Origin of the sequence: Streptomyces sp. ICC4 (genome assembly GCF_003287915.1) — a bacterium.
Classification (GTDB): Bacteria; Actinomycetota; Actinomycetes; order Streptomycetales; family Streptomycetaceae; genus Streptomyces; species Streptomyces tritrimontium.
Genome location: NZ_CP030286.1, coordinates 8777719 through 8797264, shown reverse-complemented (window position 1 = coordinate 8797264; position 19546 = coordinate 8777719). Strand labels below are relative to the sequence as shown.

The 19546-nt window shown below is 74.0% G+C and carries 10 protein-coding genes and 3 pseudogenes; 7 read left to right on the top strand and 6 right to left on the bottom strand.

Annotation, left to right across the window (positions count from 1 at the left end; genetic code table 11):
• Positions 1–9 precede the first annotated feature (9 nt).
• From DRB89_RS41430 to DRB89_RS41415, 4 genes and pseudogenes are all read left to right on the top strand, one after another.
• Positions 10–2340, top strand: a pseudogene (locus DRB89_RS41430) (DUF5682 family protein); the annotation flags it as partial.
• A 333-nt stretch (positions 2341–2673) separates the two neighbouring features.
• On the top strand, positions 2674–3024 hold the full coding sequence (locus DRB89_RS41425; RefSeq protein ID WP_112463768.1) for a thioredoxin family protein: 351 nt from the start codon (positions 2674–2676) through the stop codon (positions 3022–3024).
• On the top strand, positions 3021–3662 hold the full coding sequence (locus DRB89_RS41420; RefSeq protein ID WP_239516666.1) for a TlpA disulfide reductase family protein: 642 nt from the start codon (positions 3021–3023) through the stop codon (positions 3660–3662). The genes DRB89_RS41425 and DRB89_RS41420 overlap by 4 nt, the downstream gene beginning before the upstream one ends.
• 14 nt (positions 3663–3676) lie before the next feature.
• On the top strand, positions 3677–4468 hold the full coding sequence (locus DRB89_RS41415; RefSeq protein ID WP_112454435.1) for a cytochrome c biogenesis protein CcdA: 792 nt from the start codon (positions 3677–3679) through the stop codon (positions 4466–4468).
• Here DRB89_RS41415 and DRB89_RS41410 read toward each other — a convergent pair.
• The 5 genes and pseudogenes from DRB89_RS41410 to DRB89_RS41385 all read right to left on the bottom strand — a co-directional run bounded on the left by DRB89_RS41410 (position 4452) and on the right by DRB89_RS41385 (position 13096).
• Entirely contained in the window at positions 4452–6926 is a 2475-nt protein-coding gene (locus DRB89_RS41410; protein ID WP_239516664.1) for an RNA repair domain-containing protein, read from the bottom strand. The genes DRB89_RS41415 and DRB89_RS41410 overlap by 17 nt on opposite strands.
• Positions 6926–7702 (bottom strand): annotated as a pseudogene (locus DRB89_RS41405) (ATP-binding protein); the annotation flags it as partial. The pseudogene DRB89_RS41405 and the gene DRB89_RS41410, both read right to left, overlap by 1 nt.
• A gap of 49 nt (positions 7703–7751) precedes the next feature.
• Positions 7752–8297, bottom strand: a pseudogene (locus DRB89_RS41400) (VTT domain-containing protein); the annotation flags it as partial.
• A 258-nt stretch (positions 8298–8555) separates the two neighbouring features.
• A complete protein-coding gene (locus DRB89_RS41395) occupies positions 8556–10202 on the bottom strand; it encodes an alkaline phosphatase D family protein (protein ID WP_112452975.1) in 1647 nt (548 codons plus the stop codon).
• 530 nt (positions 10203–10732) lie between these two features.
• Positions 10733–13096: a LamG domain-containing protein gene (locus tag DRB89_RS41385; RefSeq protein ID WP_162688951.1), complete on the bottom strand. Its 2364-nt coding sequence runs from the start codon at positions 13094–13096 to the stop codon at positions 10733–10735.
• Between DRB89_RS41385 and DRB89_RS41380 the strand changes: the two genes are divergently transcribed.
• Positions 13022–15421, top strand: a complete 2400-nt coding sequence (locus DRB89_RS41380) for a hypothetical protein (protein WP_112448143.1) — start codon at positions 13022–13024, stop codon at positions 15419–15421. The two genes, DRB89_RS41385 and DRB89_RS41380, sit on opposite strands and share 75 nt — an antisense overlap.
• A gap of 39 nt (positions 15422–15460) precedes the next feature.
• Here DRB89_RS41380 and DRB89_RS45680 read toward each other — a convergent pair whose 3' ends face one another.
• Positions 15461–15862: an antibiotic biosynthesis monooxygenase gene (locus DRB89_RS45680; RefSeq protein WP_239516663.1), complete on the bottom strand. Its 402-nt coding sequence runs from the start codon at positions 15860–15862 to the stop codon at positions 15461–15463.
• Positions 15863–15996: 134 nt separating this feature from the next.
• Between DRB89_RS45680 and DRB89_RS41370 the strand changes: the two genes are divergently transcribed.
• Both DRB89_RS41370 and DRB89_RS41360 read left to right on the top strand, forming a co-directional pair.
• A complete protein-coding gene (locus tag DRB89_RS41370; protein ID WP_239516661.1) occupies positions 15997–18081 on the top strand; it encodes a bifunctional glycosyltransferase 87/phosphatase PAP2 family protein in 2085 nt (694 codons plus the stop codon).
• A gap of 116 nt (positions 18082–18197) precedes the next feature.
• Positions 18198–19520 carry a bifunctional 3'-5' exonuclease/DNA polymerase gene (locus DRB89_RS41360; protein WP_239516660.1) on the top strand — a complete coding sequence of 441 codons (1323 nt, stop codon included), beginning with the start codon at positions 18198–18200 and terminating at the stop codon, positions 19518–19520.
• Positions 19521–19546: the final 26 nt, after the last annotated feature.

Sequence of the window (19546 nt, the reverse complement as noted above, 5' to 3'; positions counted from 1 at the left end):
AAAAAAAAAATTGAGGTCTCGCGCGCAGCCCCGTACCTCATCGGCGTCCGCCACCACGCGCCGTCGCTCGCCGCCGTCATGCCGGAACTGCTGGACGCGGCGAAGCCCGAGGTGCTGCTCGTCGAGCTGCCCGCGGATCTGCAGGAGTGGCTGCCCTGGCTCGCCCACGCCGACACCCGGGCCCCCGTCGCCCTGGCCGCCGTTCCCGCCGGAGGCGGCGGGGACGGGCGCGGGCCCGCCTTCTACCCGTTCGCCGATTTCTCCCCCGAACTCGTCGCCCTGCGCTGGGCCGCCCGCCACGGCATCCCCGTGATCGCCTGCGACCTGCCGCTGTCCGACCCGGCCCGGCACGGGCCCCGGCACGAGCCCCGGCACGAGCCCCGGTGCCCGGCCGGGGCGGGCCACGACGGGCCCGGGCTGCGCGAGGCGCTCACCGCCCGCCTCACCGGCCGTCCCGGCGAGGACCTGTGGGACCGCCTGGTGGAAACCGCCGCCCCCGGCTCCCCGCCCGAGGCGCTGCGCCGCGCCGCCCTGCTCACGGGCTGGGCGCTGCGGCACGACGCCGAACGGGCCGGGGCGGTGGCCGAGTCGGACCTGGCCCGCGAGCGCTGGATGCGCGCCCGAATCGACGAGGCCACGGCCGCCGGGCGCCGGGCGGCCGTGGTCGTGGGCGCCTTCCACACCCCGGCGCTGCTGGACGGCCTGGGCCCCGGGACCGGCCCGGTGCCGCCCGCGGACGCGCTCCCCAGCGGTCCGGCCTGGACCGTTTCCCTCATCCCGTACACCTATCCGCTGCTGGACGAGCGGTCCGGCTACCCGGCCGGCATCCGCGACCCCGAATGGCAGCACCTCGTCCTGGAGGCGGCGGGCCGTCCGGCCGCCATCGATGAGGCACTGCTCACCACGGCCGTGCGGATCTGCGGCGAACTGCGCGCGCAGGACCACCCCTCGGGGCCCGCGGACGCCCGCGAGATCGTCCGGCTGGCGGGCGACCTCGCCCGGCTGCGCGGCCTGCCCGCGCCCGGCCGCGGCGAACTCATCGAGGCCGTGCAGACCGTACTGGCCCAGGGCGAACCGCTCGGCCGCGGGCGCGCCGTCGCCCGGTCGCTGGAACGGGTCCTGGTCGGCACCCGCTCCGGCCGGCCCGCGCCCGCCGCCCCGCGCAGCGGTCTGGCACCTGCCGTGGAGGACGAGGTCGCGGCCCTGGGCCTGCCCGGCCCCGCCGACACGGGCCCCGCCGCCCGCGACCTGCGGCTCGACCCCTTGCGCTCGGACCTCGACCGCCGCCGCGAACTCCTGCTGCGCCGGATGACGGTCTGCGGCATCCCCTACGCCACGTCGACGCCCGTGACGGGCGCGGGCGCCGGCGAGGCCGTGACCACCCGGTGGGAGGTGCGCTGGACCCCGGCCACCGCCGCCATGCTCACCGCCGCCGGAATCCGCGGCGTCACCCCGGCCCAGGCCGCCGAAGGCCTGCTGCGCGAAAGGCGCCGCGCCGAACAGGACGACGGCGGGCCCACCGCCGCCCAGAGCATCGACGGCCTCGCGGAGGCCGCCGCCTGCGGACTGCCCGCGCTGGCCGACGAACGCCTCACCGAACTGGGCGAGGGCGTCCCGGCCACCGGCACGCTGCCCCAACTGCTGGCCGCCCTCGACCTGCTGGACCGCATCCGGGCCGGCCACGTCGCCGGACTCGGCCCGGACCAGGCCCGCGCCGCACGGTCGGCGGCGGTCGGCGAACTGCTCACCTCGGCCGCCGTCCGTCAGGTCGACGGCCTCACCGGCTCCGACGACCCCGACGACGCCCGAGCACTGCTCGAACTCGCCCACCGCGCGGACGTCTTCGGCGGGATCCGGCTCACCGACGCCCTCACCCGGCTGGCCGCCGACGGCTCGCCGCTGATGTCCGCCGCGGCCGGAGCCGTCCGCGTCCTGCTCGGCCACGAGGACGCCCACGCCTTCGGGACCCGTACCGCGTCCTGGGTGGACGCGGCCACCGACGCCGCCACCCGGACCGCGCTGACCGCCCGCCTCACCGGCCTGCTCACCGCGGCCGGCCCACTCCTGGAGACCATGGCGCCCGTCCTCGACCCGGTGCTGGACCGCGTCACCGACCTCGGAGACACCGCCTTCCTGGACCGCCTGCCCGCACTGCGCGGCGGCTTCGACACCCTCAGCCCCGCCGCCCGCGACCGGCTGCTCACGGCGGTGGAAGACCGGCTCGGCGACGCCGGGGGCCGGGTCACCGACACGGACGGCATCGACCCGGCCGCGCTGGCGCTGTGGACCCGCGCCGACCTCGCCGCCCGCGAGACCCTGGACCGGCTGGGCCTGCTGCCCCCCGCCCTCCCGGCGGGTCCCGACGTCTGCGGACCGTCCGCGACGCGGCCGCCCTCGCCCGGCTCGGTTGCGGCGCGGGCTGGGGGTACCGGGCCCACGGTCCGCCGGCCAGTGCCGCCGCGCGGGCCGTGGCCGACGCCCGCCCGCAGGCCGCCGAGCGTGCCGCGCGCGGTGTGGAGCGCGACGGCCTGCAGGGCCTGCGGGGGATCAGCGAGGAGACCCGCGCGAAGATCCCGGCGAAGGGCCGGGTGGTAGCCGGGCCCGGGTACCGCGCCCGCCCCGGCAGCCGCGGTACCCGGGCCCGGCTACGACAGCGGGGCCGACGCGCAGAAGCTGATCGACGCGGCGCTGCGCACGGCCAAGGCCGACGGGCGGATGGTGCTGCTCGACTTCGGCGCCAACTGGTGCGGCAACTGCAAGGCGGCCGACAAGGTGTTCGCCCAGTCGCCGACGGCATCGATCCTCGGGGCCTCGTACCACCTGGTCAAGGTCGACATCGGCGGCAACAGCTCCGCCAACTCCGCGCTCCTGCGCAAGTACAGCCCGTCGGGCGGCACTTACAAGATGCCCGTCCTGGTCGTCGTCTCGCCGTCCGGCACGGTGCGCACCGACACCCATGTCACCGGCAATCCCGCCTTGACCTCGGACGGCATCAACTCCTTCCTCCGCCAGTGGGCGTCATGAGACGACCGGTTCCGCGACCCACGGCCCTGGCCGGCGTCGGACTCGCGGTGGCGGTCGCCGGCTGCCTCTACGCCGCTGCGGGCGCCGCATCCGACGGCGGCGGCAGCGGCAGCGGCAGCGGCGACGGCGGGGCGCCGCCCGGCCCGGCCGGCGCCGCGGTCAGGGCCATGTCCGCCGCCGCGGTGGTGGACCCCGGCGCCCGGCCGGCCGCGCCCGCGCTGGCGGGCGCCGACCTGGACGGAAACCCGGTCAGCCTCGACCAGTTCCGGGGCCAGGTCGTCGTCCTCAACGTCTGGGGGTCCTGGTGCGGGCCCTGCCGGGCCGAGGCCGACGACCTCGAGCGGCTCAGCGGGCAGACCCGGGCCCAGGGCGTCCGGTTCCTCGGGATCAACACCCGCGACCGGGAGCGTGCGGCGGCGCAGTCCTTCGTACGCGCGCACGGCCTGGGATTCCCCAGCCTCCACGATCCCGCGGGCGAGCTCCTGCTCCGCTTCCCGCCCGCGATCCTCAACCCGCAGGCCATCCCCTCGACCCTGGTGATCGACCGCCGCGGCCGGATCGCCGTCAGCATCGGGGGCGCGGTCACCGACGAGGAACTGGGGCCCCTGCTCGCCCGCGTCGCGGAGGAGGCGGCGTGACGGCGCTCACCGGCATGACGGCGCTCGCCGGCACGGTGCCGTTCGCCGCCGCCGGCACAGGCCCCTCGCTCCTCCACGGGACCCTGGCCGTCGCCGCCCCCGTGGCGTTCTTCGCGGGACTCGTCTCCTTCCTCTCGCCGTGCGTACTGCCGCTCGTGCCGGGCTACCTCAGCTACGTGACCAGCCTGTCGGTCTCCGACCTGGCGGACGCCCGCGGCGGGCGGCAGCGCAGCCGCATGGCGGCCGGCGCGGTGCTGTTCGTCCTGGGCTTCACGGCCGTCCTGGTCTCCGGCGGCGCCCTGTTCGGGTACTTCGGCCGCACCCTGCTGGCCCACCAGGAGGTGGTCACCCAGGTGCTCGGCGTCTTCACCGTGCTGATGGGGCTGTCCTTCATGGGATTCCTGCCGGGCTTCACTCAGCGGGAGTTCCGCAGCCACCGGCGGCCCGTGCTCGGTCTGGCGGGCGCGCCCTTGCTGGGGGCGGTGTTCGCGGTCGGCTGGACCCCGTGCATCGGCCCGACGCTGGCCGCCGTACAGGCGCTCGCCTGGAGCGAGGCGAGCGCGGCCCGCGGAGCCCTGCTGATGGCGGCCTACTGCCTCGGGCTGGGCCTGCCGTTCGTCCTCGCCGCGCTGGCCTTCCGTCGGGCCCTGGGCGCCTTCGGCCTGGTCAAACGGCACTACCGGTGGGTCCTGCGGATCGGCGGCGGGATGCTCGTCCTCGTCGGCGTCCTGCTGGCCACCGGCGTGTGGAACGACCTGGTGTACCGGATCCAGTTGTGGAGCGCGGAGTTCAACACCGCCGTCTAGAGCTGTGACCGAGGGGTGCGCCCCCCGCCTCCCCCCCCCTTCCCTCCCCTCCCTTCCTCTCTCCCCCCCCCTTTTCTCCCCTCCCCTCCTCCCCTCCTTTCCTTCCTTTTTCCCTCCTCTTCCTTCCTCTTCCCTCTTTCTCCCCCCTCTCCCCTCCTCCCCTCCGCTCCTTCCCTCCCCCTGCCCTTCGCTCTCCTCTCCTTCCACTCCTCCTTACTCCCCCCCTTTTTCCTCCCCCTCCTTCCCCTTCCTCCCCCTTTCCTTCTCTCTTCCTTCTCCTTCCCTTTCCCCTCCCCCCCCTCTCCTCTCCTTGCCTTTTCCCTCCGCTTCTCTTCTTTCCCCTCCCACCCTCCCCCCCTCCTCCTCCCTCTCGCTCCTTCCCCTCCTTCCCGTCTCCCGCCGCCTCTTTCCCGCTTTCCCCTCCCGCCCCTTCTCCCCCCTGTCCCTTCCCTCCCTCCGCCCCCTCCCCGCCCCTCCCCCCCTCCCCCCCCCCGCCCCCCTCCCCCCACTTCCCCTCCCTCTCCCCCCCCTCTCTCTCCCTTTCTCCGCCCTTGCCCCCTTCTCCCTCCTCTCTCCCCCCCCCTCCGCCCCTCTTCTCTCTCTTCCCTTTTTCCTCTCTCCTCCTTCCACTCCCCCCCTCTCCATTTCCCTTCCCTCGCTCCCCCTTCCCCTTGTCTTGGCCGGTCGGGCCAGTCGGGCGGATCGCGCCGGTCGGGCCGTCCTGGCCGTCCTGGCCGGTCGCGCCGGCCGGGCGGGCCGGGCGGGCCGGCTCCGGTGCCCACCGGACTTCGCCCGTGCCGAGCTCCACCGTGGCCCTGACCTCCATGGGCCCGTCGCCGCGCCGCGACAACACCGTCAGCGAGCCGACCCGCGCCGAGCGCCCGCCGCCGAGGCGGGCGGCGAACTCCCGCTCCGCCCGCAGCGGGTCCCCGCAGCGGCCCAGCGTCAGATGCGGGGTGAAGCCCTCGCCCCGGCCCCGGCACCCGGGGAACCGCAGCGCCAGCGCGCGCCGCAGCTCCTGCCACGGGGCGTCGCCGGCCGCCGCGGGGTCCAGCCACAGGGTCGAGTCGAAGCTGTGCACGCCCTCCAGCCGCGCCGTGAACGGCGCCGTCCCCGCCGCCACTTCGGCCAGCAGCGGTACCGCCCGGGCGAAGGAGGACTCGGGCACGAAGCCGAACAGCAGGTTCACGTGCGCCGGCCAGCGCCCCGCCTGCGGGTCGTGCTCCCGCCGCAGCGCCTCCACCGCCGCGTCGTGCGGCGGCGTCCACGCCACCGCCGTCCGCGCCGTGGACCGTACGTCCAGGGTCGCCGCGCGGCCGCCCGCGTCCATCGCCCCGAACTCCAGCGCGGCCTCGACCCCGTAGTGGTCGGAGACGAACAGGCCGTCCGGGGAAGGGGAGTCGCCGCGCAGGGCGGCGCCCGCCACCCGGGCCGTCGCCGACCGCAGCAGGATCCGGTCCAGCCGCGCGGCCCGCCCCGACAGCGAACCCACCGCCGCGAGCGGGTTGGCGACCGGATCGAAGGTCGGCGTCGCGTCGGCCGGCCCGTGTACCTCGTTCCACGCGTCCCGCAGCCCCAGCGCGGCCGCCGGCCCGTCGGCCCCCGAGCGGCCGTCGTTGAAATCGCCGAGCAGCGCCACGTCGGCCGCGTCGATTCCGGCCAAACCCTCTGACATCCGGGTCAGTTCGGCCTCGCGCCGGTCGGCCCCGCGCTCGGTGTGATCACTCGTCAGGTGCGTGGCCGCGACGATCAGCGGCCCGTCCGCGGTGTCCACCGTGATCGCGACGACCGCCTTGTGCGGGCCCAGCACGTGCACGCCCGCTTCCCTGACCGGGAGCCGGCTCAGCACCAGCAGCCCGCTCATCTCCACCTCGCGCCCGCCGGGATCGGCGGCGACGGTGTAGCCGGCCCGCACCCACGGCTCGGCGAGCAGCATCCCGAGCAGCTCGCGCTCCACCTCCTGGAGCGCGATCACATCGGCGTCGGCGGCCGCCAGGTCGGCGAGCAGCAGCGGCCGGCGCCGCGCGGTGGCGATGCGCGGGGCGTCGTACCGGTCCCACAGCGTGTTCCACGTCAGCAGCCGGACCCGCGCCGGGCCCGCGCCGGGGGAGGAGCCGCCCTCGGGCGCCGGGAGCCACGCGCCGCCGTCCGCCGCCGCGTCCCACGCGTACGGCGTGCGCGCGGTGAAGAACGGCGCGCGCAGCAGCCTCGGGTCGCGGGCCCGCCCGGCCGGGGTGCTGTCGATGACGTCGACCCCCGTGGCCCGGTCCCAGACGAGCACGCCGTCGGCTTCCACGAACAGCACCCGGTGCCAGGGGATGTCGCCGCCGGGCACGAAGGAGGGCAGCGGGACCCGCTTCGGCGCGGCTCCGCGCTGGAGCAGGCCGAGGGTGAAGCGCGCCGGATCGAACCGCGGGTCCCAGCGGACCTGGTGGTAGAGCTCCTCGCTGGTGCGCATCAGCGTCCCCCGCCCGTCGTGCCGGCGCTCGCCGACGTTCCCGCCGTGTCCTCGACCGTTCCGTCCGTCCCGATGTACCAAGTGCGGTGCGCCTCACCGGGATACGGCGGAGCGAACCGGCGCAGCTGCGAGGCCAGCACCTCGGCCGGTACGGGATGCGCGCGCGTCGCGTTGCGGCGCAGCAGCTCCGCCTCCCCGGCCAGCACCACGGCGTGGGTGACCAGCGCGTCGCGCCGCCGCGCGACCGCCCCCGCCAGCCCGCGCTGCTGCCCGGTCAGCGAGGTGGCGTCCCAGACCACCGTGCCGCCGCGCGGCGCGGCCGCGGCCAGCGCCGAGTCCAGCCGGTCCAGGCCCTCGCGGAGCACGTCCGCGTTGTCCCGCTGGTCCGAGCGGGCCCCGCGCGCCGCGCGCAGGTCGTCCAGGGCGATGTACGCCTCCACCCCCGGCAGGCTCCGGGCGTACGTGCTCTTCCCGCTGCCGGAGGGTCCGCAGAGCTGGACCAGCCGGGGGTAGGACGAGCCGTCCCGCCACCGCCACGTGGCGGCCACCGCCTGCTCGGGGGTCGTCAGCCTGCCCTGCCCGTGGGCCTCGCGGGCCTGTGCCCAGCAGCGGTCGGCCACGTCGCCGTCGCCGATCCCGGCGCCGGCCAGGGCCTCGCGCAGCCCGGCCCGCAGCGGTTCCAGCGGCGCCGGCCCGAGCAGTCCCGCCTCCTCGGCGTGCAGCGCGGACCACTCGACGCACTCGCGCGCCTCCCCGGCCGCCGCGCCGGCCCCGGCCCCCTGTCGTACAGCGTTGCCCTCGGCTACTTCGGCACCCAGTGGCTCGGAGCCAGCTGGCTCCGAGCCACTGGGTGCCGAAGTAGCCGAGGGCAACGCTGTACCCGGCCCACGCGATGGCCGCCAGCACCGACCAGGGCAGGAACTCCTTGACCTTGCGCTGCGTCTTGCCCGCGCCGAGGGAGACCACCGAGCGGCCGGCCGGGGCGAAGCGGGCGACGACGACCAGCGCGCCGCCGCCGCGCGCGAGGGCGGTGCCGAGGCGTTCCTGGGCGCGGGTGAGCCGACGGGAGCGGGCGATGGCCCGGTCGAGGCGGGCCCCGCCGCGCTTGGCCAGCCGGTACGCGGCCATGTCGCCCAGCACGGAGGCGGTGACGGCCGTCACCAGCAGCGCCAGGATGTCCGGCACCTGGGCGTGCACGGGCACCGGCGCACCGGCCCCAGCGGCGCCGGCGGCCGCGGCGGCGGCCGCCGCCGCGGTGACGACGAGGACTCCGCTCGGCAGGACCGGCAGGAAGACGTCGAGCAGGATGGACAGCGCCACCAGGGCGTAGATCCATGGGCTCGAAGTCAGCGAGCCCAGACTTTCAAGCAAAGCGGGACTCCCCGGTCCGGTTGACGTGCTTCGGCGTGAAGCGCCGCAACGTCGCGGGGGAGCGGCAGGGGCGGCTGACAGCGGAACAGCGTACGCCGGGTGTCCACGGACCGGACGTCCGGGGGGTGATCGGGCGTGACGGCGTGTCCGGGCACCTGCCGTCCGGCGGCCGAGCCCTTGCCGCGGCCCTTCCCGCAGTCTTCCCCGGCAGCCCTCCCGTCTTCCCGAGTGCGCTTCCCGGCAGCCCTTCCCGGCCGCCTATTCCGGCGGCGTCAGGTCGCGGTCCAGGACCGTCGCCAGGCGGGGGCCCTTGCGGGCCTGGTCCAGGCGGAGCCGCGCGGAGCGGCCCGACAGCGAGAGGGTCATGAGCTGGTTGCCGAACCACGGGCCGCCCGTACGCCGCCAGCTCAGCGGGGGCCGTCCCGTCCGCCCGTGCCGGGAGAACCCGCGGCCCAGCCACCGGCCCCACCGCGACCAGCCGAGCCGGAAGCCCCACTTCACCGCGGTGTGGATGGAGTTGTGCACCGGTGAGCACGTCAGCTGGAACACCCGTGCCGTGCTGGGTATTCGGGGCTCGGCCACATACGCGTGATGCACGTCCCCCGAGAGCACGCACACCGTCGCGGGCGCCCGGGGACCCGTGCCCACCTCCTCGATCAGGTCGCTGAGCGCCGCGAACGAGGCGGGGAAGGCCGCCCAGTGCTCCAGATCGCTGCGCCGCCGCAGGTTCTCCCCGATCTTGGCCCACCGGGGACCCCGCTCACCCCGGCACAGTGCGGCGTTCCACACTTCCGCGTCGTGGACGAGCGGGGGCATCAGCCACGGCAGTGACGACCCGATGAGGAGGTGGTCGTAACCCCCGTGCCCGGCGAGGGCGTTGTCGCGCAGCCACTGCTGCTCCGCCGGGTCGAGCATGGCCCGCCCCTCCTCGTCGAGGACGCGGGCCGCCCGGGTGTCCACCATCAGCAGCCGGGACCGGCCGAAGTCGCGGCGGTAGCTCCAGCGGGCCGTGGCCGGGTCGGCGTCGGCCGAGGCGGCGAAGGCCCGTAGGGCATCGGTGCCGTCGGGGGTTTCACGGACCGCCGCATACAGCGCGTCGGCCGCGAGCTCGGCGGGGGAGAGGTTGCCGAGGTGCTGGTACACCCAGTACGACATCAGCCCGCTGAGGACCCGTTCCTGCCACCACGGCGTGGCCCGCATCTCGGCCAGCCAGGCGGCGCTGGTGTTCCAGTCGTCGATGACGTCGTGGTCGTCGAATATGTGCAGGCTCGGGACCGTGGAGAGGAGCCAGCGGATCTCCGGATCGAGCCAGGACTCGTAGTAGAGCCGGGTGTACTCCTCGAAGTCCGCCACCTGGGCGCCCGGGGCTTCGCGCAGGTCCCGCCGGGCCGACAGCCACTGGCGGGTGTCCCGGGACAGGTGGTCCGCGTACACCTGGTCGCCCAGGAGGAGCAGGACATCGGGCCGTACCGCGTCCGGATCGACGGCCAGCTGGGCCGCGAGGGTGTCGAGCGCGTCGGCGCCGTGCGGCCCGCGCCGGTCGGCCGGCGGGGCGGCCTGGCGGCAGGAGCCGAAGGTGAGGCGGAGGGGGTGCGGAGGGTGCGCCCTCGCGGTGGCGGGCGTGGTGATGGTGCTCGGCGGGAAGTGGGTGTCGGGCAGCGGCCAGACGCGGACGCCGTCGAGCAGTACCTCATACGCCGTGGTCGAGTCCGGGGTCAGGCCGGTGACGGGGACCATGGCGTAGTGGTGGCCGGCGACCTGGAAGGTACGGACACTGCCTCCGGCGCCGTCCGAACAGAGCACCTCGGCGGTGCACGGGCGGTCCGCCTCGAGCCAGATCGTGGCGGAGTCGCCCGTCTCCCAGTTGACGTAACGCAGCAGTGGTCCCAGACGCATTGCGGTCATGCAACTCCCCCTCCTTCGTCCTGTCTTGCCCCTGTGATCACGTTACGACGGAGAGGGTGGGGTCCACCTCCCCCTGGCGGGGGAAAGATCCTTGGCCAGGGGTGAGGTGGACCCGACCCCGGGCGCGAGCCCGACCGCGCGGCCGAGCCCTCCAGCGTGGCCGCCTTCGGCCAGTCCGCCTTGGCCTCCGCCCGGGCCCGGTCCGCCTGGACCTTGTTCTCCGCCTTGTTCTTCGCCACCAACTCCCGCGCCGCCTTGGCGCCTTGGGCGCTGACTGCCTTGACCTTGGCGTCCTTGTGCTTGGCGATCTTCGGGGCGCCGGGGAGGTCGGCGGCCGCCGCGATCGGTGTGATTGCCCCGGGCACGGCGAGAGCCAGGGCCAGGGCGGCTGCCAAGGGCAGCCGGCGGATTCCTCCGCCTGGTGGTCGGATGGACACGAAGACTCCATAGGGGTAGGGGTTTGGGTACAGGTGAGGCCGTGGCCGCCCCGTTTCACGGGCGGCCACGGCAAATCAGTGGGGTGTGGACCGTCAGCTGCCGGCGCCGAAGACGACGTCGGAGACCTGCTGGGCGTCCTTCACCGCGCCGGACCACAGGCGCATGCCCTTGACCTCGCCGGGCAGGAAGTTGCCCCAGGCGCTGTCGGTGAAGCCCTTGCCGACCGCGAGCTCACCGGTGCCGACGGCGACCGTGTAGGCCTTGGGCTGGCCCTGCCCCGCGGCGCCGACGTAGAGGGTGATGGTGCCGTCCTGGGCGTTGTGGACGCCGGTCACCTGGGCGAAGCCGGCGTTGAGCACGGCCAGGCCGTCGCTGACCGCCGAGGTCCCGGTGCCGTCGGCCGTCAGGCGGCCGAAGTGCCAGGTCCCTTCGACGAAGGACACCATCGTGGTCGGGTCCTGCTCGTCCGGCTGGGTCCGCACACCGGACTTCTCGAACCACAGGCTCCAGGAGGAGCCGGTGGCGGTGCGCTGGCCGATGACCTGGGCCTTGTAGCCGTCCGGCTTGGTGAGGAGGGCCGTGTTGTCGAGCTTCGCCTCGGCCGTCACCGTGAACGAACCGGAGTCGTCGACGACCGGACCGGCGGCGGTGGCCGCCTGCGTGGTGCCGTTCAGCTTGAGCGCGCCCTCGTTGACGGTGGTGCCGGTCGTCGCCGTCAGGGGACGGCCGTTGCCGGAGGTGTCCGCGAAGACCGGACCGGTCTGCGAGAGGTCCCACGCGCCGGCCAGGTCCAGGAACGGCTTGCCCGTCGCCGGGTCGAGGAGCGAGGCGTCCTGCTTGACCTCGAGATCGCTCAGCTGCGACTGCCAGGCCTTGACCTCGTCGACGCGGCCCGGAAGGAAGTCCACCATGGCACCTCGGTACTTGATGGCACCGAAGGTCATCGGCCCCGTCGAGGCGATGGGGTTCGCGACGAGCGCTTCGCCCTGGAGCTGGCCGTTGACGTAGAGCCGGGCCTTGTCGGTGGACTCGTCGTACGTGGCGGCGATGTGCGTCCAGACTCCCGCCCGTGCCACGTTGCGGCCGCTGATGCGCACGGTGGACGCGCCCCCGGCGATGGTGTCCTCCTGGGCCATCTGCATCGACCACGGCTCACCGGCGAACGCCGTGACGGCGACGCCGCTCATGTTCTGGCCCGCCTGACCCACCATCGAGTACGTCTTGTCCGTCCGGTCCAGGCGGACCCAGCCCGCGACGGTGAAGGACGACCGGGTGTCGATGACCGGCTTGGAGGTCACCGCGTACTGGCCGCTGCCGTTCAGCTGCAGCGTGCGGTCCTCGTGCGGGGCGGGCGTCTTCACCCCGCCACGGCGGCCGCTCTCCGGACGCAGGCTGCCGGTGGAGAGGTCGGCGTTCTCCCGGAGGGCCGGGTCGGTGGTGGAGGTGTCGAGGGCCTGGCCGTCGTACTCGTCGAAGTTCCAGTGGCCGACCGGCCCGGGCCCCTCCTTGACCACGAAGTCGACCACCTGCGTGTCACCCCAACGGCCGAGTGAGTCCTTGGCCTTCGCACTCAGCTTCATGGTGCCGGATACCGGCGGTGTCACACCGAACATGACGAGTGCCTTGCCCGGCACCTCCTTCCAGGTACTGCTGGTGGACAGCTTGTACTGGAAGGCCACGACGTCCCCGCCGCTGGTGAGCTGGACCAGCCCCGACTTGCCGGGCATGCCTCCGGCCACGCAGGACGTGCTCGTGCAAACGCTGTACGTGGACTTGAAGGAGATCCCGGGTGCGCGGGGCGCGGTGGTGTCCACGCGGAAGTAGCAGTCCGCGCTCGCGGCGCTGTCCCGGGCCAGGGATCCCGCGAAGGACTTGGTCCAGGCTCGGAAACGGTACGTCGCCCCGTCTTCCAGGGTGCCCGGCGTGTCGCTGGTGACCTTGACGTTGTCACCGACGTACCCCGAGCTCGGGCGTTCGATGTGGTTGGCGTCGCCCGCGTTGGCCTTGACCGGGGTCCAGCTCCCGTCGGCCTCCTCCTTCTCGGTCTGGAACGCGATGCGCAACTGGGCTTCGGCCTCTCCGCCCCAGACCGTCTCCGTGATGGCGGTCAGTGCGGGCGTCGGGTCCGAAACGACGGTCGGAGCATTCTCGTCAGCGGAGCAGATCTCGCCGGAGCCTGCGATCAGGCCCACGTAGATGGGGGTGTTGGGCTTGCCGATGTAGTCGACGGACAGCACCGCGTCGTTGCGGAAGCGCTTCCACGCCGAGGTGTCCGACTCGTCCTCCGCCCGCAGCTCCTCACCCCCGAACGCAGCGGAGCCCGGCTGGGAAGCGACCCCGGCCGGGCTCCAAGTCCACCCAGACGGAAGGACCCACCCATCATGTCGGAGCAGGCCCCCGACTCCCCGCACCACGACGACCAGCCCCTCGACCTCGGCCAGATGTTCCCGCCCCACGTCCTGGGCGGCCTGGAGTCCGAGGCCCGCAACGCCGTACGCGGCACCCCCTCCGGCTACGCCGACTCCACCACCGGCAGCGTCCGCCTCCCCGGCCAGCACGCCCCCGGCAACACCGCCGAGTCCGGGTTGGTCCTGGAGCAGGTTACCGAGGAGGAGCCCTCCAAGGGCAAGGCCGGCCCGACCTGGCGCGAGTGGCTGCCCGCACCCGAGCTGTTCCTCTCCGCGGCCGCCCGCAAGGCCCGCAAGGCCGAACTCGAACACGCCGCCGCCCACCACGCCCGGCACTCCCACCTCTACCTCGGCCGCATGGTCAAGGCGTTCGCCTACGGCGCCCGGTACGTGGTCACGAACACCTGGGCGCACTTCACCGCCGCCGACAGCTACGCCGACGACATCGCCAAGGCCAAAGCCGCCAAGGGCCGCAAGGTCGGCGAGGCGTCCGGCAACGACTGGGTCCGCGCCCTGAAGGCCGAGCGAGCGCAGCTGGGCCGGGAGCGCCGCCGCGAGGCCCTGCCCATCCTCGGCGCCTCCGCCGCCACCTCCTACGTGTCCGTGCTCGTGGCCGTCGCCGAGGTGTGGGGACTGCTGATGGCCGGGGCGCTGCTGCTGCCCGGCCTGATCGCCCTCATGAGCTACGGGCAGCGCGAGCACGCCCGCCGGCACCCGGACCTGACCCCGCTGATCTACACCGAGCCGGTGTACCTCGCCGCCGACGCCCCCCTCGGCAAGGAGTCCCTGGAGAACGCGTTCAAGCGCATGGGGCTGATCAAGAACGAGTCCGAAATCCACCTCGTCGGCCTGCCCCGCGCGGTCGCGGTCAACGCCGTCGAGCTGACCATCGAACTCCCCGACGAGTGCGACCTCGACAAGCTGGAAGCCAACAAGGGCAAGATCGCCCAGGCGTTCCGGGTCCGCCCCGAGTGGATCGACCTGCGCGAGGACGGCCACCCCGGCCGGGTCATCGTGTGGATGGCCGCCCGCGACCCCTTCGGCCAGCCGTTCACCTCGCCAGTCGCCGAGAACCCCGAGCAGCAGGACGTGTGGGGCCGCGGGGTCCTCATCGGCTACAACCGGCGCGGCGAGCCGATCTACATCAAGCTCAAGCACGTCATGGCGCTGCTCGGCGGAACCAGCCGCGCGGGCAAGGGCATGATCCTCCGGAACATCATGATCGGCCTCGGCCTCGACCCGCGGGTGAACATCCGGCTCGTCGCCGGAGCCAAGCCCGGTGAGCACCGCGGATACAGCGCGGTCTGCGCAACGTTCTTCGGCCGGCGCCCGGCCCGCCTGATCCAGCTGCTGGAGGCGTTCCTCGCCGAGGCGTACCGGCGAGAGGAATGGCTGGAGGATCAAGGCCGAGCCAAGATGAGCGAAGCCGACCTCGCGCTGTTCCCGCTCGAAATCCTCATCGTCGACGAATACAAGCAGTACGCCGCCAGCAACGTCCGCATTCCCGACTACTCCGACCCGGAGGGAAAGCGCACCATCAAAGCATCCGACCGGATCGCCGACCTGCTCGAAGAGGCCGCCGCATTCGTCGCTGCCCTCAACATGACGATCCTCGTCAGCACCCAGGACCCCGACGCGAACACGATTCCGCGCGGATACCGGTCCAACGCCTCCGCCCGCATCGCCACCCGCACCCGCTCGGCGACCCAGACGAACGCGATCCTCTCCGACGGCGCTACCGGCGCCGGCCTTCGCGCCCACGACATCCGCGAGGAGGACCGGGGCGCTGCCATCGTCGATATCGACGGGAGCAAGGGCGAACTGATCCGCTCCTGCTTCATCGAAGACGAACACTTCGACGGCGCGGCCAACGCCATTGGGGCCGGACGCGCACTGCGTGAATCCCTCGGCCGGGCCCCGGGCCAGTTTCCCGACCCGATCGAGACGCAGCTCCTGAGGATGACCGGGCTTTCCTCCATCGCGGGCGGCCCGAACGGCTCCGGGCGGCCCGGGCAGCCGGGCGCGGACGTACTCCCGCTCCTGGAGCAGATCCTCACGGCGTTCCCCAAGGCGCCGGACGGCACCCGGGCCGACAAGGTCAAGGCCGCCGACGTCCGCTCCCACCTCGCCGCCGAGGACCCCGACCGCTGGGGCCTCAACGAGGAGGAGAACCCCGCCCAGTACGAGTCCCGCGTTGGCACCGAGCTCGCCGCGGCCATCGCCGAGGTCCTCAAGGGCTCCGGCGCCGTCCTCAAGCCCAAGGCCGGCATCCGGTTCGGCAAGCGCCCCGACGGCACCGACGACAAGGCGAGCGCGTACCTCCTCAAGGACGTCGAGGCCGCACTCGCCGCCACCCGGATCGCCCCGAAATAACCCCCTGGCAGGGCCCCGGGCGTCGAGAAGAACCGCAGGTCAGACCCCCCGGCGCCTACCCGAGCGGTGCCCGGAACCCCCAGGCACCGCCCGGGGGCAGACCCCCACCGCCCGGTCTCTTGTACACAACTCCGAGCCCCAGACAAGGGCAGAAAACGGCATACGAGATTTCTTCCTGCCTCGTGGGCTGGGAGATGTGTATAGGTGACAGCCCTGGTGGGCCGCCTTCATGGGCCCCTCCATCCACGCCTGGAAGTCCTCCTCGGACCGCCACCGCGTGTACACCAGGTACTGGTCGGTGCCCTCGACGGGCCGCAGCAGCTCGAACCACTCGAAGCCGTCCGAACCCTCCACGGAGCCCGCCCGGGAGGCGAACCGCTGCTCCAGAACCTCCCGCTGTTCGGCCGGGACGGTGAGTGCGTTGATCTTCACGATGCTCATGCCCGACATCCTAGGTATCGCGCGGGGGATATCGTCGTCCGGGTAAATGAAGCACGCGGTATGAAACGCGGTATGAAGCGCGGCAGCCAGGCGAAGTCAAGGTTGCGGTCAACAGGGCGGGAGGCCGGCGAGGCGTGGCTAACGCGGCGGAGCACAGTGGTGCGAACGGACATGCCGGGGTCATAGGCGGTGGCGGCGGCAGGCTTGGGGCCGCGCGCCTCATGCTGTGGGCGCTGGCGGGGTTGCTCGCCGTCAGGCAGGCCGCGGTCGTGCTGCGCGTGCCGCCCGGCGAGTGGCTCAGTGATTTCCACCTCCCCGGCACCCCCGGCAGCCTGCCGGGCTCGCTCTACGAGAACGGCCAGTTCACCGGGACCCCCTTCGCGGGGCTGGTCCTCAAGCCGCTGCTCGGCCTCGCCGCGCCGTCCCTGGAGGTGGCCTGGACCTGCGTGACCCTGCTGTTCGTCGCCGCCGTCGGGCTCGTCGCCGCGCGCGGACTGCCCGACCCCGTGCCCCGGCGCACCGCGCTGCTGGCCGCGCCCGTGCTGGTGGCGCTGATGATGGTCTCGCTGCCCGTCCGCGAGGCCGCCTCCCCCGGCCAGACCGCCGTACTGCCCGTCCTGCTGGTCCTGCTGGCCGTCTTCCGGGTCCCGGCCGAACGCCCCTCCGGCTTCCTGATCGGCCTCGCCGCGGCGCTCCAGCCCGCGCTGCTGCTCTTCGCCCCGCTGCTGTGGCTCACCGGCCGCAGGCCCACCGCGCGCGCCGCCGCCGCGACCTTCGCCGGCGCCACCGCCCTGTCCTGGGCGGCCCTGCCGCGCGACTCGTGGACGTACTGGGTCCAGCACCTGGCCGGCACCGGCCTCGGCGGCGCCCCCGACAGCCTCGCCAACCAGTCCGTGCACGGCGCGCTGCTGCGCCTGGGCCTGTCCGGCCCCGGCGAGATCCTGCTCTACCTCGCGCTCGCGGCGGCCATCGCCTGGATCGGCCTGCGCCGCGCCGCCCGCTACGCCCGCGACGGACAACTGCTGCTCGCCGTCGCCGTCACCGGCTGCGTGGCCGTCGCCGTGTCCCCGGCCGGCTGGCGCCACCAGCTGCTGTGGGTGCTGCTCGCGGTCGCCGGCAAGGTCGGCAAACGGGCCGCCGACCGGCCGGTGTGGCCGGTCGCCGTGGTCCTGGCCATGACCCTGCCGAGCTCCGTCCTGCTGCCCAACCTGGTCGCGCTGGCTCCCGTACGGGACAACGTGCTGCTGCTCGCGGCCCTGGCCGCGGCCTGCGCGGTGCCGTTCCTGCCGCGCTCCTCGCCGTACTGGCGCGAGCCGGTCGCGACGGCCTACGGGCGGCCCGCGCCCGCGCGCTGGGCCCGGGTGCCGCTGCTGCCGTTCTGGCGGCGCGTGCTGTCGCGTCCCAACCTGCTGCTGGAACTGCTGCTGATACGGGTCGGCTACTCGCTCTACTCGCACATCCGGGCCGCCGCGCCCACCAGCCGCACCCTCGCCGAGGGCAACGGCAGCCAGATCCTCGGCATCGAGAAGGCGCTCGGCATCGACATCGAGCACGCCGTGAACCACGCGGTGGTGAACACGCCCTGGCTGGAGGCGTTCTTCAACTTCTACTACACCTCCTTCCACTTCGTGGTCCCGCTGACCATCCTGGCCGTCCTGTACTGGCGCCGCCCCAAGGACTACCGCTGGGCCCGCGCCTCCCTGGGCCTGGCCACCGTCCTGGCCCTCATAGGCTTCTGGCTGTATCCGCTCGCACCGCCGCGCCTGATGCCCGGGCTGGGCTTCATCGACACCGTGCACGGGGCGCAGGACCTGGCGAACCCGAGCTACGGGGCGATGACCGCGATCTCCAACCAGTACGCGGCGATGCCCTCGCTGCACTTCGGCTGGTCGCTGTGGTGCGGGGTCGTGATCGTGATGCTCGCGCCGAAGGGCTGGCAGAAGCTGCTGGGGGCGCTGCATCCGGCCATCACGGTGTGCGCGATCGTCGCCACCGCCAACCACTGGGTGCTCGACGCGGTCGGCGGCGCGGTGGTGGTCGGGGCCGGGTTCGGGCTCGTGTACGTGCTTTCGGGGCCCCGGGGGGCGGCTGTGTCGGCCGGGGTGGCCGTGCCGAGGCCGCGGCAGCGGCAGCCGGAGCGGGTCGGAGCGGGGTCGACTTCGGGGTCGACATCGGGGTCAGGGTCAGGGTCAGGGTCGGGGGACCGTACGCGGGCCTGACCTGGGCGGGCCTGGCTTGGGCGGGCCTGGCTTGGCCCTGACGGGCTGGGGCGACGGAAGGGGTGCCGGGGCGGTGTAGCAGCCCGCCCCGGCACCCCTTCGCGCTGGATCGCCGCGTGCTGTCAGGATCCGCCCGCGGGGTGGCTTGCGCCTTCGACCCCCAGCCGGCCCCCGTGCCCCTCGACGCCCTCGCCGCCATCCACGCCGACCAGGCGAAGCGGCTCGAGGCCACCTCCCATCCCGCCCGGATGCGGCTGCTCGTCGCCTCGGAGTCGGCCGCCTTCCTCGTGGCCGCCGAGATGAACCGGGCGGGCCTGCCCTGGCGGGCCGACGTACACCGGGCGCTGCTCACCGAGATGCTCGGCGAGCGGTACGCGGGCCGCGGCCAGCCCCGCCGGCTCGCCGAGCTCGCCGACGCCGTCTCCGCCGCGTTCGGCCGCCGCGTGCGGCCGGAACTGCCCGCCGACGTCATCAAGGCCTTCGCGGAGGCGGGGATCAAGCTCAAGTCCACCCGGCGCTGGGAGATCCAGGAGCTCGACCACCCGGCGGTGGCCCCGCTCGTCGAGTTCAAGAAGCTCTACCGGATCTACACCGCCCACGGCTGGAGCTGGCTCGCCGACTGGGTCCACGACGGCCGCTTCCGGCCCGAGTTCATCCCCGGCGGCACCTACACCGGCCGCTGGGTCACCAACGGCGGCGGAGCCCTGCAGATCCCCAAGGTGATCCGCCGGGCCGTCGTCGCCGACCCCGGCTGGCGGCTCGTCGTGGCCGATGCCGACCAGATGGAGCCGCGGGTCCTCGCCGCGATCTCCCGCGACCCCGCCTTCATGGAGGTGGCCGGCCGCCCGGAGGACCTGTACACCTCCATCTCCCGCCAGGGCTTCTCCGGCGACCGGGACATGGCCAAGCTCGCCGTGCTCGGCGCGGTGTACGGGCAGACCTCCGGCGACGGCCTGAAGAACCTGGCCGCGCTGCGCCGCCGCTTCCCCCGTGCCGTGGCGTACGTGGACGACGCCGCGAAGGCGGGCGAGGAGGGCCGGCTCGTACGGACCTGGCTCGGCCGGACCTGCCCGCCGCCGGCCGAGCCCGGCGAGGCCGAGGAGGCCCCCGACGGCTGGGTGCCGAGCTACGCCTCGACCGACGCCCGGGCCCGCGGCCGCTTCACCCGCAACTTCGTGGTGCAGGGCAGCGCCGCGGACTGGGCCCTGCTGCTGCTCGCGGCCCTGCGCCAGTCGATCGCGGCGGCGGGACTGCGGGCCGAGCTCGTGTTCTTCCAGCACGACGAGGTCATCGTCCACTGCCCGCAGGAGGAGGCGCCGGCGGTGGCCGACGCGATCCGCGCGGCGGGCGAGCTGGCCGGCCGCATCACCTTCGGCGAGACGCCGGTCCGCTTCCCGTTCACGACGGCGATCGTCGAGTGCTACGCGGACGCGAAGTAGCGGGGGCGGCAGGAGCGGCGGCAGCG

Excerpts from the sequence above, each read along its gene's own strand:
- DRB89_RS41420 (WP_239516666.1), top strand. The coding sequence starts at position 3,021 with ATGAGACGACCGGTTCCGCGACCCACGGCCCTGGCCGGCGTCGGACTC.
- DRB89_RS41415 (WP_112454435.1), top strand. The coding sequence starts at position 3,677 with ATGACGGCGCTCGCCGGCACGGTGCCGTTCGCCGCCGCCGGCACAGGC.
- DRB89_RS41410 (WP_239516664.1), bottom strand. The coding sequence starts at position 6,926 with ATGCGCACCAGCGAGGAGCTCTACCACCAGGTCCGCTGGGACCCGCGG.
- DRB89_RS41395 (WP_112452975.1), bottom strand. The coding sequence starts at position 10,202 with ATGACCGCAATGCGTCTGGGACCACTGCTGCGTTACGTCAACTGGGAG.
- DRB89_RS41380 (WP_112448143.1), top strand. The coding sequence starts at position 13,022 with ATGTCGGAGCAGGCCCCCGACTCCCCGCACCACGACGACCAGCCCCTC.
- DRB89_RS45680 (WP_239516663.1), bottom strand. The coding sequence starts at position 15,862 with ATGAGCATCGTGAAGATCAACGCACTCACCGTCCCGGCCGAACAGCGG.